This window comes from Chitinophaga horti (assembly GCF_022867795.2).
Lineage (GTDB): Bacteria > Bacteroidota > Bacteroidia > Chitinophagales > Chitinophagaceae > Chitinophaga > Chitinophaga horti.
The window spans coordinates 1201899-1217385 of the sequence record NZ_CP107006.1; the positions used below are offsets into that span (position 1 = coordinate 1201899).

10 protein-coding genes are annotated in these 15487 nt (G+C 51.3%); 8 read left to right on the top strand and 2 right to left on the bottom strand.

Annotation, left to right across the window (positions count from 1 at the left end):
- Positions 1-16: 16 nt before the first annotated feature.
- On the top strand, positions 17-514 hold the full coding sequence (locus MKQ68_RS05015; RefSeq protein WP_264282333.1) for a hypothetical protein: 498 nt from the start codon (positions 17-19) through the stop codon (positions 512-514).
- A 144-nt stretch (positions 515-658) separates the two neighbouring features.
- Positions 659-3748 carry a T9SS type B sorting domain-containing protein gene (locus MKQ68_RS05020; protein ID WP_264282334.1) on the top strand — a complete coding sequence of 1030 codons (3090 nt, stop codon included), beginning with the start codon at positions 659-661 and terminating at the stop codon, positions 3746-3748.
- Positions 3749-3820: 72 nt separating this feature from the next.
- Here MKQ68_RS05020 and MKQ68_RS05025 read toward each other — a convergent pair whose 3' ends face one another.
- Positions 3821-4285: a ribonuclease E inhibitor RraB gene (locus tag MKQ68_RS05025; protein WP_264282335.1), complete on the bottom strand. Its 465-nt coding sequence runs from the start codon at positions 4283-4285 to the stop codon at positions 3821-3823.
- 9 nt (positions 4286-4294) lie between these two features.
- Positions 4295-5182: a pepsin/retropepsin-like aspartic protease family protein gene (locus tag MKQ68_RS05030; RefSeq protein WP_244845806.1), complete on the bottom strand. Its 888-nt coding sequence runs from the start codon at positions 5180-5182 to the stop codon at positions 4295-4297.
- Between the two features lie 121 nt (positions 5183-5303).
- On the opposite strand from MKQ68_RS05030, the gene MKQ68_RS05035 reads away from it, so the two are divergent.
- From MKQ68_RS05035 to MKQ68_RS05060, 6 genes are all read left to right on the top strand, one after another.
- Complete coding sequence (locus MKQ68_RS05035) at positions 5304-5900, top strand: RNA polymerase sigma factor (protein ID WP_264282336.1); 597 nt, start codon at positions 5304-5306, stop codon at positions 5898-5900.
- A gap of 48 nt (positions 5901-5948) precedes the next feature.
- Positions 5949-7109 carry a FecR family protein gene (locus MKQ68_RS05040; RefSeq protein ID WP_264282337.1) on the top strand — a complete coding sequence of 387 codons (1161 nt, stop codon included), beginning with the start codon at positions 5949-5951 and terminating at the stop codon, positions 7107-7109.
- Between the two features lie 256 nt (positions 7110-7365).
- Complete coding sequence (locus MKQ68_RS05045; RefSeq protein WP_264282338.1) at positions 7366-10683, top strand: SusC/RagA family TonB-linked outer membrane protein; 3318 nt, start codon at positions 7366-7368, stop codon at positions 10681-10683.
- A 5-nt stretch (positions 10684-10688) separates the two neighbouring features.
- Positions 10689-12083 (top strand): RagB/SusD family nutrient uptake outer membrane protein, encoded by a 1395-nt coding sequence (locus tag MKQ68_RS05050; RefSeq protein WP_244845786.1) that lies wholly within the window; start codon positions 10689-10691, stop codon positions 12081-12083.
- A gap of 113 nt (positions 12084-12196) precedes the next feature.
- Positions 12197-13123: an ABC transporter ATP-binding protein gene (locus MKQ68_RS05055; protein ID WP_264282339.1), complete on the top strand. Its 927-nt coding sequence runs from the start codon at positions 12197-12199 to the stop codon at positions 13121-13123.
- Positions 13124-13128: 5 nt separating this feature from the next.
- Positions 13129-15411, top strand: a complete 2283-nt coding sequence (locus MKQ68_RS05060) for a Gldg family protein (protein WP_264282340.1) — start codon at positions 13129-13131, stop codon at positions 15409-15411.
- Positions 15412-15487 lie beyond the last annotated feature (76 nt).

The window sequence follows — 15487 nt, forward strand, 5'->3', positions numbered from 1 at the left end:
TTCAACTACCATATCCATGATCAGGACTTACTTATTCTTGCTATGTTTTTTGCTGCCGGTTGCAGCCATGGCACAAGCAAGCCGCTTTACAACCGTACCGCCAGGCCAACGCCCACTGTCGAATGTTATATTTGATGCCCTCACTAAAGATCAGGGGCAGGATACTGCCACCTACCTTTTTTCTGTACGTTTCAGCCTCGATTCGGCAGGGAAGGTGGAGGCGATTACCTTGTCAGAGAACGCACCCATCTCCGGTAAGAAGCTGACAGATAAGGCGCTTTATGCAAAACTCAACTGGCAACGTATACTCGTGCGCGATAAGGTCGGTTCCGAAGTGGTGATCGTACCAATATCTATCTTTAACCCGGAGGCACCGGGGCATACGGTGGAGATGGAGTTGTCTCACAACATCTTCAATTACGAAAAGCCGGCGGCCGTTCGATGTACCGTTTTAACGATGATCACGATCGGGCGGTATCCGCCGGCGCATAAGGTGTCCGCGGTCAGCAAATAAAGCTCATCCGCCAATCCAACGGATTTGTCGTAAATTGCGCCTCTACGACCTATACCGATGCTCAAAAGACTTCTTTTTGTTTTTACCCTCCTTGTATGGTTGAGCCATCATGTGAATGCGCAAGTGCCCCAGGCGGGGTTTACTATGCCTGACACGATCTGTATTAATAACGATCTGCAAATCACTAATACCAGTACGGGCGCCACTAATTATTTCTGGAACTTTTGCGTGGCCGATCTTATCACCACGCCGCTCGCTCAAAATATAGGCAACCCGGGCAATACGTTAAGTTGGCCGGTGTTCATGGACTATACAGAGGTAAACGGCAACTATTACGGCTTTGTCACCAACTACCTCCCCGGCGGGCTGGTACGTCTCGATTTCGGGAACAGCCTCCTGAACAACCCTACCGCTACTTATCTTGGCAATTTCGGCGGCCTGCTGCCTGCACGTTCTTCCACGGAGGGTATACAGCTGGTCTTTAATGAAGGCCGCTGGTACGCTATTATCGTGGCGGGCAACATCAATGAGGGCAGCACGCCCAGGGTCATGAAGATCGATTTCGGGGCCGACATTACGAATAATACGCCGGTCGCTACCAGCTGGGGCGATATCGGCAACATGGCGCAGCCGCTCGACCTGCATGTGTTTAAAGAAGGGAATAACTGGTATGGCCTTACGGTAAACGGGGAGAATAATACCATCACCCGTTTCGATTTTACAAATAGCTTCAACAATACGCCCATTGCACAAAACCTTGGTAACATTGGCGGACTCAGTTATCCGACAGGTATTTTTGCCATTACGGATAACGGCAGCTGGAAAGTGTTTATCACGAATGGGGGCGATAATACGCGCGTCGGTAATAACTCTTCCATTACCCGGCTGGATTTTGGCAGTTCCCTGTTAAACATCCCCACCGGTGTAAATCTTGGTAACCCTGGTGGTGCCTTACGCCATCCGCGCGATTTGACGATCACGCGATCGTGTGGACAAATAGTTGGCTTCGCGGTAAACGGGGAACTGGGCCGGCCGCAGTTGCTGAATATCAACTTTAATAATGATCTGAATGCCGGACCGGTAATACAGCAGTTGGGAAATGTAGGCAACTTTGCCTTCCCGGTATCGATCTCCAAAGTGTTCAGGGTGCGCGATAACTTGTATGCGTTCGTTTGTAACGTCGAGAATAACACCATCAGCCGCCTGCAATTTGCAGGCTGTACGAATGCCAGCCAGGCCAGTTCCACCGATCAAACACCACCGGCTATACGGTACAATACGCCGGGTACTTATAATATCAATCTTACGATAGATGAGGGGCTGGGTTCGCAACAAGCCATCTGTAAACCGGTAACAGTAGTCGCCCCGCCGGTGAAAAGGCCTACGCGGACATTGTCCCTTTGCGTGGGTGGTAACCTGCTATTATCTACGCCCACGCCTAATGCGATCAATACCTGGAATACCGGTGCTACAACGGAATCTATTACCGTCACCACACCGGGTGTGTATTGGGTCGATAAGGAACGTTTCGGCTGCCTGACGCGCGACAGCTTCGTCGTGCAATCGCATGCAGCAGACTTTAGTTTTGAGCAGGATCTCTGTAGTCCGTTCCGTGTGAGATTGACCGACCTCACTACGGACGTTGTGAGCCGCACGTGGGATTTCGGTAATGGTTCAACCGGCAATGCGGGCGTGGCCAACGCGGTTTATCCCGGCAACGGCACCTATACGGTAACCTTAAATGTGCGTACGCAGAACGGCTGTGCTCTACAGGTCATCAAGCCGGTGCCCGTGCAGCAGATCATCGCTAACGTTATAGGGAATGGTGATACGGTTGTTTGTGCAGGTGCGGATGTGACGCTACTTGCCACCGGCGCGGGCGTTGGCTCTTGCTGGTTCCCTGCTGTGGGACTGACGTCCGTCAACCCAGATCGTCTTAACCTGACGATGGGCAACACTACCCGCATTTACTACCGTCATACCCGCTTACCGGGTGTTGGTATACTGCGCGACAGTGTGATCATACGTGTAGATATACCAGCGGTAAGTGCGGGGAATGACGTAATGGTGTGTACAGGCGCTTCGACGATGTTGCAGGCATCCGGCGCGCAAACTTATGCCTGGCAGCCTGATGCCGATTTGAGTGCGGTCGATATTGCGAACCCTTCTGCTAGCCCCACGGTGGGAAAGGAATATGTGGTGACCGGCACGAGTGTGTATGGCTGTACGGCAAACGATACGGTGCTGATTAACTTGTATCCCGTGGCGGCGATCACGTTACAGGGAGATACGGCTATTTGCCCCGGTACACGTGTGGTGTTACCGGTTAGCGGCGGCGCCTCGTATAGCTGGAGCCCTGCGAACACCTTGGATGATGCATCGGGCAATCGCCCTATTGCCGGCCCTACGGAGCAAACGCGTTATGATGTGCTGATAACCGATGCAAATAATTGCCAGTACCAGGAACATGTAACGGTCAGTTTCCGTACCCGTCCGGCGTTCGCTATATCTGATGCGCAGCAGGTTTGCGCAGGTGATGCCGTCACGCTGGAGGCCAGCGGCGGCGATCAATACAACTGGATGCCGGCAGCGTCGCTCAGCGATGCGTCTTCCGGCATGACCGAGGCAAGTCCGGAAGCGAATACGACTTACTTTGTTTCCGCCCGCGAAAGCGTGTGCGGCTTCGATACAACGATGCAGGTAGAGGTGCAGGTGAATCCCATTCCCGAGATACACGCTACTAAATCGAATGATATTGATTGTGCGGCGCATACGGCGCAGTTATCTGCCACCGGCGCACTCGCATTTACCTGGCAGCCCATCACCGGCTTAGATCAGCCGCATAGCCGTCAAACGCGGGTAAGTATCGATACCACGACCACCTACACGGTGTGGGGCAGTAATAGCTACGGCTGCTCGTCCACCGACGTGGTAACGGTATACGTAGTCTCCGCCGGCAAAGTCACTTTCGTGGTGCCGAACGCTTTCTCCCCGAACCACGATGGCCGTAATGATTGCTTCAGTGTAAGACAGTGGGGTGGTGTACAGTTAAAGAACTTATCTGTTTACGACCGCTGGGGCAAACGGGTGTTCTATACAACAAATCCTAATTTCTGCTGGGATGGCACTGTAAACGGTGTGCCGCAGGAAGTAGGCACTTATGTATATTTCATCGAGGCCAGCACGATTTGCGGCGATATCAAACGGAATGGAAGTTTGACGTTGGTGCGTTAACAGGCTCCTTTTTATAAAACAAACATCCCGGGCCAACATGCTGGCACGGGATGTTTGTTTGGTAGTCGACTATTATTTTTTCTGATGCGGATCGGTTCCCCAACCGTCGAACAGGCTATTGTACCGGACGGCCATATCACGCATGCGGGCAGACCACGACATAACAATACTATCCTGCATGAGCATGGGGCTCGTCCAACCGGTTACCACGATTTCTGATGAATTATCGGCGGCTCTACGGTAAGAGGCGGTGTAACCGAGTTGCTTTAGTGAGTCGGTCAGCTGCGCGGCGCTGGATGCACTGCTGGTGTAAAAGAAGTATTCCAGTTTGAGGCTGTCTTCAGGCGTCACACCTAATTTTCTTAACTCTGCGACCAGTAGTTTGTCCGTCTGGTCACTGTCAGTAATAGCCATTCTTTCCACTTCAGCCTTTGGTGAGGCCTGGTCTGATTTTCTGCGCTGTTCTATAAAATAGAATATGCCTACAGCCAAAAATACAGTGCAGAAAAGGAGAAATAGCCGGTTGGGTTTGCTCATATTCAACTTTTATCGTTTAACAAGTAACACCTTATTTTGCAAATCGAACGTCACGGATTGTCCAAGCCAGTTGATCCAGATGATGCCATCATAGATCAATCCCTCTACGAATTGCACCGGGAAGTTGCGCGTATCGACGGAAGGCGCGTTGGTCGAGGCCAGCTTGTCTAACTTCGTCACGTAAATATGGGAGATGTGGTTCTGATCAATCTCGCTGCGTTTCTCGATCTTTCGAACGCGGGTGGTGTCGTTCACATTTACGCCCAGTGCACTTGTAAATCTGGAGCTGAGGCGGAATACGTCTTTACCCGCGCCGCTGTCCAGCGACAATTGCAGGTTAAGGGTATCGTTCACTTTAAAATAAGAAAACAGCGTAAGCGATTTGTCGCGCGATTGTTCCAGCTGTACCGGGATCACTTTCGCAGTTTTACGGATGCCTGCGAGTGCTGCCGGCGATTCTATACGTAATACTTTCTTCGTATAGTCGATCGTAAAAGGCCCGCTTTCCAGTGCTTTGAGGGAAATGATGCCATCGATGCCACCGAGGTTCGCATCTAAATAACTGATTTCTTCTACGGCTTTGCGAATCGGGCCGAAGTGAAAATCACGCACCTTATACAGGTCAATGTCCAGCCGCTCGCCGGTGGCGCGGAAGCCGGTGTAACCGCCATCTTCCTTTATCACATCAGGTAATTTATCAAAATAAGTTTTGACAAATACCGTAAGGCCGGCACCTGTATCAAAAATGAATTTACCTTCTACGCCCGCTACAGAAGCAGATACCAGGAGATGGCCGGAAGGCAGTAATTGGAAGGGGATCTCATTTTTTGCAGTGGGTTGTGCGTATGCTGGCAGCTGGAAGATCACCACCAGGGATAACAACAATAATTGTCTCATTTCCTTTTTTTGCAGGCCAAAATAGGTAATTTTTGAATACAGATGCCAGGCTACCCCGTCTGCTTTAAATGTTTTTAGCTAAATTTGATGCGAATGCAATTAGCTGGCCAACAATGCCATTTTGATCAATCAGCAGCTTTATAACGATCCGGATATCATCACACGCTTCGCCAGGGGTGACGAGCTGGCCTTCAGAACTATCTTCAATGAACAGTTAAGGCCACTCTGCTACTTTGCGCATAAACTTCTCGGCCAAAAGGAGGAAGCCGAAGATGTGGCCAGTACCGCTTTTGCCGCGTTATGGGAGCGGCGGGCGCAGTTTACGAGCTTCGGCGCTATTAAATCATATTTATATATTACCGTCCGTAATGCCTGTTACGATTTACTCAAACACCGGCAGGTAGTGAACAATGCCGAAGATACCATTACAGGAATAGTGAACCAGCCGGACATTTCCGTGGATGCCCGCATATTACAGGCAGAACTGCTGCAACTGATCGTTTCCGAATTAAACAGTCTGCCCGAACGCTCGCGCCAGATACTCGAATGGAGTTTCCTGGAGGAAAAGAAAACTTCCGAGATCGCCTCGTTGCTCGCCCTTTCCGAAGCACATGTGCGCATGGAGAAGTCGCGGGCACTGGTACAGCTCCGGAAACTGCTCTCGAAAAAGCAGCTGCTCGAAGTGGTTTTGCTCCTCCTGGCTATGCTGAAAAAATAATTCTTCTTTTTCTGTTGCACTTTGGCAACTGGGTCGTTTTAGTATTATATGCAGCCAAATTCTGACATCTCTCCTTTATTGATCCGCGTTTTATACAAATCCTGGGCGGGCCTGGACCTGGACGCTTCCGAGCAGCAGGCGCTGAACGATTGGCTGAACGTGCATGCCCGTAACCAGGAAGTATTTAAAGAAATAGTGGCCGGCAACTGGCCGCAGCAGGACTTAAAGGATTATCAACATATATCATTTGACGATAACTGGGCACGTGTGCAACAGAAGATCCAGGCACGTGAGGTACCCGTACGCCGTATGCGTTACCGCTGGGTAGCCGCTGCTGCCGTAGTGGCTTTGCTGGCAGGTGGTACCTGGTACTGGCAGGCGCAACAGGCTCCATTAACCTCCGTTACGCCGCAGCTGGCAGACATTACACCTGCTAAACCAGGCGCCATTCTCACCCTGGCTGATGGCAGCACCGTGGTGCTGGACAGCCTCGGAAACGGAGAAATAGCCAACCAGCAGGGCGTAAAAACCGTACTTAAAAATGGACAACTGGCCTATGAAGGCATGGGAGCGGCCAATAGTTTTAACAGTATTGCCACGCCCAAGGGCCGGCAGTTTAACGTGATATTGCCCGATGGCTCCAAAGTGTGGCTGAACGCAGAGAGCTCCCTGCGTTACCCGACTGCATTCACTGGTAAGGAAAGGCGGGTACAGGTAACCGGGGAAGCTTACTTTGAGATCGGTAAAAATGAGCAGGCGCCGTTTTTTGTAGAGGTGCCGGGCAGGGCAGAGGTAGCGGTATTAGGTACGAGGTTTAACATCAACGCTTATGCAGATGAAGCCGCACTCAATACCACTTTGCTGGAAGGCGCCGTAAAGGTGACGGGGCCTAACCAAAGCACGCTGCTGAAGCCGGGCAACACGGCCGAACTAACGGGCAACCTGCGCGTAGTACTGGCAGATATAGATAAGGTAATGGCCTGGAAAAACGGCGTATTTAACTTCGAAGGCGCTACACTGCCGGAAGTGATGCGGCAATTGTCCAGGTGGTACGATATAGAAGTGGAATATGAACCGGGTTTGGCTAACATCGTATTCGGCGGTAAAATGAGCCGTGATGTAAGTCTTGCCGGGTTACTAAGAGGGTTAGAAGCAACCGGCGTTCACTTCCGGCTGGAGGCGGGCAGGAAGCTGGTCGTACATAAATAAGCAAAACCAAAATCGATATATAATGAATAGGAACAACCAATGATCTGAACTTTAGAGAAACGGCCATAAAAAACAAAACCGGCAGTGCTGCTACACTCCCGGTCGCGCCTGGCCCGTAAAAATTCGCTTTGAACTCCTTTTTAACAACCAAACGATGCAATTTATGCAAAAAACTGCTAATTGGTCGGGGCTTCTCATGTCCCTGCCACAACGACCGCAGCAAAGAACGGCTATCCAACCAAATCTACTTCGGGTAATGAAATTAACAGTGATCCTCTTAACAGCAGTGCTGCTGCAAGTGCAGGCAACCGGGTTCTCGCAAAGCGTGACCATCTCCGGGAAAGATGTGCCGTTAAAGAAAATATTTGATTCCGTAGAAAAGCAAACCGGCTACGTGGTGTTCTATAAACGGGAAGTGTTGCAGGACATTAAACCGGTATCGGTATCGGTACGGGACATGTCGCTGGCACCTTTCCTCGACCTGGTACTGGCCGACGCGCCGCTTAGTTATCTTATAGAAGGAAAAACGATCTATCTCTCCGAAAAGAAACGCGTTGCTTCGTCCATCCTGGATGCTGCCATACCGCCACCAATGGTCGACGTAAGGGGAGTAGTAAAAAATAAGGCCGGCGAATTGCTCGCAGGGGCGACGGTTCGCGTGATTGGCTTAGGTGGTACCACTACCAGCACGCAGGGCACTTTTGAAGTACTCGCCATGCGCGAAGGCATGATCATGCAGGTATCTGTACTAGGCTACAGCCCGATGGAGCTGAAAGTGGTGAAGGCAGGCGAAGGACTGGCGCTGGTTCCCATGAATGCTTCGCAGGCGAAAGGCGTTACGATGTCGCGTGAGGGCAATGCCTACCGCGTAAACATCGTGCTGGAAATTGCGATAAGCAGCCTGGGCGAAGTCGTGGTCAATAAAGGATATTATACGGAATCGCAGCGCCTCTCTACAGGCAGCGTGGCGAGTGTAGATGCTAAAGCCATCGAAAAGCAGCCAATTACGAACGTGCTGCAGGCCTTACAGGGCCGCATGCCGGGGCTTAGCATTGTGCAGGCGAATGGTTTCCCGGGTTCGGCGTTTGCGGTACAGGTGCGTGGTGTAAACTCCATGGCGCGTGCTTCGCTTCCTTTATATGTGATTGATGGAGTGCCATTCCTGTCGGAGGCGATCAATGCACAAACAGGTACAGAGATTATCGGGGCCAATGGTTCTACCAACCCGTTGAACAGCATCAGCCCTTCAGATATAGAAAAGATAGAAGTATTGAAAGATGGCGACGCCACGGCGATCTATGGTTCCCGCGGAGCGAACGGGGTTATCCTCATCACCACTAAAAAAGGCCGCGCCGGTAAAACACGCCTCGATCTGAGCGTAAATTCAGGTGTTTCCAACGTGATGCGTATGATGCCTACGCTCAAGACGCCTGAGTACCTCGAAATGCGTAAACTCGGCTTCCAGAATTCAGGGGAAACACCCTCAGTGAACAATGCGCCGGACCTGGTGACCTGGGACCAAAACGCTTATACGGACTTCCAGGAACTGTTGATCGGTAATACGGCCAAAGCTACGGATGCTAACATTACGCTTTCCGGTGGCGATGCACGTACCAACTTCCTGCTCAGCGGCTCGTACCATCATGAAACGACGGTATACTACATGGACAAGTTCTACAAACGCGGCTCTGCCAACTTCAGTGTGAACCACCGTTCGCTGGACGAAAAACTGCAGGTAGGCTTTTCTGCTATGTACGTGGCTGATAATAATACGCTGGCAGTAGAGGACCTTACCAGCCGCGCTTACCAGCTGGCTCCGAACTTCCCTTTGTATAATCCGGATGGTTCGCTCTATTTCAATACGTTCTTCCAGAACCCGCTGGGAGCGATGATGCGTACGAACCGCAACAAAAGCTCGAACTTAAATAGCAGTCTTACGGTACGCTACAAACTCGCCGACGGTTTAGACCTTAAAGTGATGGGTGGTTTCGGTAGGGCCGATATGGACCAAACGCAGCTCACACCGCGCATTTCGCAGGATCCTACGCAAGCAACGGCAGTATCCCGCGCGATATTTGCATATGGCGTCAGCAACAACTACATTGTTGAACCACAGCTGAATTTCGAACGTACTTTCGGTAAAGGCAAATTGTCTGCACTCGTTGGCGGTTCATGGCAATACCGTAAGTCACGTCAGCCATTCTATACCCTGGCTAACGACTTCACATCCGATGATTTCCTGGAAAACATTTCCTCTGCAGCGACTGTAAGCACCCGTTCCAGCGCAACAGATTACAAATTCGCTTCTCTGCTGGCGAGGGTAAACTATGTATACAATGATCGTTATGTACTGAATGGCGTGTTCCGTCGCGACGGATCTTCCCGTTTCGGTCCGAATAACCGCTTTGGTAACTTTGGTTCTATCGGTGCCGCCTGGATATTCTCTGACGAGCCGTTCATGGCCGGACAGGATTGGCTGAGCAACGGTAAACTGCGCGGCAGCTTCGGTATTACCGGTTCCGACAATATCGGTAACTATATGTACCTCGATTCTTACAGCTCCAGCTCTTATAACTACAACGGTTACACAGGCCTCGTACCTACCCGTATTGCGAACAACGACTTCCGTTGGGAAGAAACACAAAAGGCGGAAGTAGCGTTGGAATTAGGCTTCCTCAACGATCGTATCCGTTTCACACCGGCTTACTATCAGCACCAGTCGTCTAACCAGCTGATCAACTACACGATCAGCGCGCAGGCGGGCTTCTCCAGCTACCAGGCCAACCTGCCGGCTACGGTGCAAAACAGTGGTTGGGAATTTACATTGAGCACGTCCAACATCACGAAAAAGGATTTCACCTGGACGAGCAACTTCAACCTGTCGGCCAACCGCAACAAACTGAAATCGTTCCCGAACATCCGGGCCAGCTCTTACTACACGAGCTACATCGTGGGCAACCCGCTCTCCAGTGTGTATACTTACCAGTATACCGGCATCGATGCTACCACTGGTTTACCCACTGTAGCCGACCTGGATAAAAACAACACCATCTCATTTGGTCTGTTCCCGATCGGGCGCGGCGACCGTGACTTCTATGGTACAAACTATCCGAAGTTTTTCGGTGGTTTTAATAACGCCTTTACCTACAAACAGTTCGCGCTCGACTTCATGCTGCAGTTCGTGAAGCAGGAGGGTAGCGATATCTTAACCACGACTTCGTATGCACCGGGTTATATCTTAAACCTGTCGGAAGACGCACTGGAGCGGTACATCGCACTTGAGCCCGTTCAGAAACGCCATGTGCGTTCCAATTACAACGTGGCATTCGGCAACCTGTTCAGCTCAGATATCATGCGTGTAGACGCCTCTTTCATCCGCCTGAAAAACGTCGCGATCAGTTATGATCTGCCTGCCGCAATGGCCCGTAAAATTCGCCTGAGCGCGGCCAGGGTGTACGTACAGGGACAAAACCTGTTAACGCTCACGTCTTATAAAGGATTCGATCCCGAAACACAGGGACTGTCGCTGCCGCCTTTGCGCACGATCACTGCAGGTTTAAAAATTTCACTCTAAAGAAGATGACGATGTTTAAATATAGCAAACGTATTATAGCGGGATTGTTGGTAGCAGGTAGCCTGTCTGCCTGTGAAAAACTGATCGAGATCGATCCGCCGGTCACTGAGATGTCGACACCATTAGTATTTGGCTCACAAAAGCTGGCCTTGTCTGCGCTCTCCGGCGCGATGAGCTCCACCGCCAATTCACAGGCATTCGGTATTAACCTGACCCTGCTCACCGGTATGGCCGCCGACGAAATTACCTACGCTGCCGGTGCCAATTTTGATGAAGTGTCGCTGAATACCTACATGCCGCTGTCTACCACCAGTGGTGTGAATACGATCAACAGCATGTGGTCGGACCTGTATAGCGGTATCTATCGTTTTAATGCGGTGATAGAAGGGGTACAGGCATCAACCGTTTTATCTGATTCTGTAAAAACACAGATCACCGGCAATGCAAGGTTTATGCGCGGACTCTGTTACTTCTATCTTACCAACCTGTTTAAGGATGTGCCGCTGGTGCTGGAAACCGATGTAACCAAAACAGCGTTGCTGCCGAAAGATTCTGCTGCCCGTGTTTATCGCCAGATCGTAGCCGACCTGGTGGCGGCGCGCGATGTGTTGCCTGCAGATTTTACTTCGCAGAGCGGCTCCCGTACGGTGGCTACCAAATGGGCGGCAAGCGCGCTGCTGGCAAGAGTATACCTGTACACCGAACAATGGGCGCTCGCAGAACAGGAAGCCACGAAACTGATCGATAACAGCCTGTTCACCATCCGTCCACGCACCGCCATACAGGATATTATGGTGCGGAATAACAGCGAAGCGATCTTCCAGTTTGGAAGTTACCTGAACGCGACCTCCGGTTACACCAACTTAGGCGTAACGCTCGGTGCCTCATATACCCAGTATTCAATGACACCTTCGCTCCGTAACAGTTTTGTGGCCGCCGATATCCGCCGCACGAACTGGGTGCGCGAATTTACCTACCTGGGTGTACTCACCTACCAGCCTTACAAGTATCGTAACGGCGCGGCCAACACCGTTCGTTTAGAAGCGCCTACCGTTTTTCGCCTGGCAGAACAATACCTGATCCGCGCAGAAGCACGCCTGCGCTTGCAGCGCCCGATCGATGGTCGTGAGGATATGAATGTGGTACGCCAGCGTGCAGGCCTGGATGCCAGCACCTCAACGGATCCCGCGGTACTTACGCTCGAGCTGGAAGAAGAACGCCGGCATGAGCTTTTCTGCGAATATGGTCATCGTATGTTCGATCTGCGTCGCACTGGCCGTTCCAACGCTGTGATAGGAGCCATAAAACCTACGTGGACGCCCAAAGCAGTTTACTTCCCGGTGCCACAGAGTTCCATTAATGCCAATCCAAACCTGGAACAAAACCCGGATTATCTATAGTTCCCATCCGGGGCGCTTACGGCGCTCCGGGTTTCTTTTACATAAGGTTATTTTCTTCGTTCACCATGGTGGCGTAGCGGTAGCCATTGCCATTACCAAAGGAAATTTTGTGTATGAATACAAGTATTGTCAACATCGAAAACCTTTCGCACCGCTACAGCAAAGCCTGGGCGATACGCGACATTAACCTGGAGATCAGGCAGAAGGGGGTGACGGGGTTCCTGGGCTCTAACGGCGCCGGAAAATCCACCACCATGAACATCCTCTGCGGCGTATTGAATCAAACCGAAGGAGAGGTGCTGATCGACGGCATCGACCTTCGTAAACAACCGCTGGAAGCGAAGAAACAAATCGGCTTCCTGCCACAGAACGCACCGCTGTACCTCGATCTGACTGTAGACGAATACCTGCGCCATTGTGCCTACATGCGCCTCATCCCCGATAATAAAATTAAGGCGGCGATGCAGGAAGCGAAAGAACGTTGCGGCGTAGCACATTTCTCCAAAAGGCTGATCAAAAATCTTTCCGGTGGATACAAGCAGCGCGTAGGCATTGCACAAGCGATTATTCACAAACCCAAACTCGTCGTACTCGACGAACCCACGAACGGTCTCGATCCTAACCAGATCGCCGAAGTACGCAACCTGATCAAAGAGATCGGGGAAGACCGCTCGGTATTGTTTTCCTCCCATATTCTCGCGGAGGTACAGGCTACCTGCGATACCATTAAGATGATCGAACATGGAGAGATGGTATTTAGCGGTACCGTAGATGATTTCAATAACTATATAGCTCCTTCATCGATGTTGCTGTTCCTCGAAAATCTGCCACCGCTGACGGAATTACTCGCCATCGAAGGCGTTACGCAGGCGAAGGTACTGGGCCGTAATAAGGTAAGGGTAAGCTTCGACACAGCACCTGCTATCGCGGAAAAGATGATCGAAATAAGTGTACAGCGTGGCTGGCGTTTACAGGAACTGCATCTCGAAAGAAGTTCACTGGAAGAGATTTTTGCAAAATTGTCAAATAAGATAAAATAGTTACGATGAAATTGACTTTCAGGATAGCCAAATTGGAACTGAGCAACCTGTTTTACTCCCCGGTAGCCTGGGTGGTATTGATCATATTTATGGTGCAGGGTGGATGGGAGTTCAGCGCCATGCTGGAACGTATGGAACGCACACACCAGATGGGGGCTTCCAGGCCGGGTATTACCGATACCATGTTTGCCAGCTACTTCGGCATCTTCACTAAAATAAAAGATTACCTGTACCTGTACATCCCTTTGCTCACGATGGGCCTTATCAGCCGCGAAACCGGCAGTGGCTCCATCAAACTGGTGTATTCATCACCGGTAAAAGTGAGTGCCGTGGTATGGGGTAAGTACCTCGCCATGGTGTTCTACTGCATGTTGCTGATGCTGAGCCTTGTGTTGCTGGCGGTCATGACAGCCATTTCCGTAAAAGACGCGGATCTGTCGCTGGTGTACTCCGGTATCCTGGGCCTCTTCCTGCAGATTTGCGCATACGCGGCCATCGGCTTGTTCATGTCATCGCTCACCACGTACCAGGTAGTGGCGGCCATTAGTACGTTGGCACTGCTGGCGGGCCTTAACTATGTAGGTAAATTGTGGCAGGACATCGATTTCGTACGTGACATCACTTACTTCTTATCGATTTCGGGCAGGGTAGATGAGTTTATCGGCGGACTGGTATCCAGCAGGGACGTGTTTTACTTCCTGATCGTGATCGTCCTGTTCGTAGGGCTCACTATCTTCAAGCTGCGGGGCGACAGGGAATCTAAGCCATTGCTGGTGAAAAGTATGCGTTACGCTTTGCTCATAGCTGTCGCTTTGGGATTGGGCTACATTACTTCCCGTCCGACTTTATCTGTTTATAAAGATATGACGGCCACCAAACGCCGCACGCTCACACCTGTTACACGCGATATCGTCAGCAAACTGAAAGGCCCGCTGGAAATTACAACGTACGTGAACCTGCTGGACGTAAACTATTTCGCTGGTTTGCCAATGTCCCGCAACAGTGATTTGTCCCGTTACGACCAGTACTTCCGCTTTAAGCCGGATATCGAGGTGAAGTATGTATACTACTACGATACCACCAAAAACGACGACCTGTTTGCTCGCTATAAAGGCGTGCCGGCTCCCGAAGTAGCCAGGCAGATGGCTAAAACCATGAAGCTGGACTTCGACATGTTCCTGTCACCTGCAGAAATTAAAAAGCAGATCGATTTAAGCGGTGAACAAAACCGCCTGGTCCGCAAGCTGACCTGGAACGGCAAAAGCACGATGCTGCGCATGTTCGACGACCTGATGCGCCAACCCGGCGAACAGGAAACTGCCGCTGCACTGAAACGATTGGTAGAAGGTCCTGCCAAGGCCGTTTTCCTTATCGGTCATAATGAAAGAAGCCTGCGTCGCATGGGCGATAAAGACATCAAACTTTCTACTGCTGAAATTACCTTCCGTAACTCTCTCGTTAACCAGGGTTTTGATGCGGTAGAAGTTACGCCAGGTGAAAGTATCCCGGCTGATGCAGCCGTGTTGGTGATCGCAGATCCGCTTACACCATATGACGCTGCTCAGCTGGAAAAAATCAAGCAGTATATCGATGCGGGCGGTAACCTGCTCATCGCCGGCGAACCTACACACCGTGGAAATGTGCAGCCGGTGCTCGACCTGCTGGGTGTGAAACTCGACGACGGCATTGTGCTGCAACGTAGCGAGGACTTTGCGCCTTCGTTGTTCCAGGCGCCGATGACGACGCAGGGCATGCAGTTGCTCGGCAGCAGGCCATCGCCGCGACTGGAGGCTGGTATGGTGTTTCCTGGCGCAGCTACCTTGTCATGGACGGGCGGCGGTGCATTTGATATCACACCGCTCGTGGCTACGAACGCCGGTAATTCCCTCCGTCGCGTAGGGCCCATTGCCGATAGTCTGCGCACGGTCACCTTCAACGCCGATCTGAAAGACGAGCGCGGTGCATTCCCCGTAGTAGCAGCTTTGAAAAGAACAGTGGGGCCGAAAGAGCAGCGCATCATCATATCCGGCGATGCCGATTTTATGAGTAATGCCGAACTGCTGCGCAGCAACCCGCAAACAGCCAATTTTGTGTTTTTGATGGAAATGTTCCGCTGGTTCAGTCACGATGAGTACCCGGTAAGCGTATACCGCGAGCCTTCTAAAGACGATGCCATCCTGGTATCCGCAGGTGGCGCCAATGCGATTAAATGGCTGCTGGTAGGTGTATTGCCTGCCCTCATCGCCCTGGGCGTAGCGGCCATGCTGCTGATCAGGAAGAGAAGATAATTTTAGTACCAACCATGTAGTAAAGGTCGCACCACTATTGGTGCGGCCTTTTTTGTGCGGAGTCCTGTCTGCCTGA

What these genes read in the sequence shown, in the direction of transcription:
- MKQ68_RS05045 (WP_264282338.1), top strand. Translation starts at nt 7,366, where the DNA reads ATGAAATTAACAGTGATCCTCTTAACAGCAGTGCTGCTGCAAGTGCAG.
- MKQ68_RS05060 (WP_264282340.1), top strand. Translation starts at nt 13,129, where the DNA reads ATGAAATTGACTTTCAGGATAGCCAAATTGGAACTGAGCAACCTGTTT.
- MKQ68_RS05025 (WP_264282335.1), bottom strand. Translation starts at nt 4,285, where the DNA reads ATGAGCAAACCCAACCGGCTATTTCTCCTTTTCTGCACTGTATTTTTG.
- MKQ68_RS05055 (WP_264282339.1), top strand. Translation starts at nt 12,197, where the DNA reads ATGAATACAAGTATTGTCAACATCGAAAACCTTTCGCACCGCTACAGC.
- MKQ68_RS05040 (WP_264282337.1), top strand. Translation starts at nt 5,949, where the DNA reads ATGCAGCCAAATTCTGACATCTCTCCTTTATTGATCCGCGTTTTATAC.
- MKQ68_RS05030 (WP_244845806.1), bottom strand. Translation starts at nt 5,182, where the DNA reads ATGAGACAATTATTGTTGTTATCCCTGGTGGTGATCTTCCAGCTGCCA.
- MKQ68_RS05020 (WP_264282334.1), top strand. Translation starts at nt 659, where the DNA reads ATGCCTGACACGATCTGTATTAATAACGATCTGCAAATCACTAATACC.
- MKQ68_RS05050 (WP_244845786.1), top strand. Translation starts at nt 10,689, where the DNA reads ATGACGATGTTTAAATATAGCAAACGTATTATAGCGGGATTGTTGGTA.
- MKQ68_RS05015 (WP_264282333.1), top strand. Translation starts at nt 17, where the DNA reads ATGATCAGGACTTACTTATTCTTGCTATGTTTTTTGCTGCCGGTTGCA.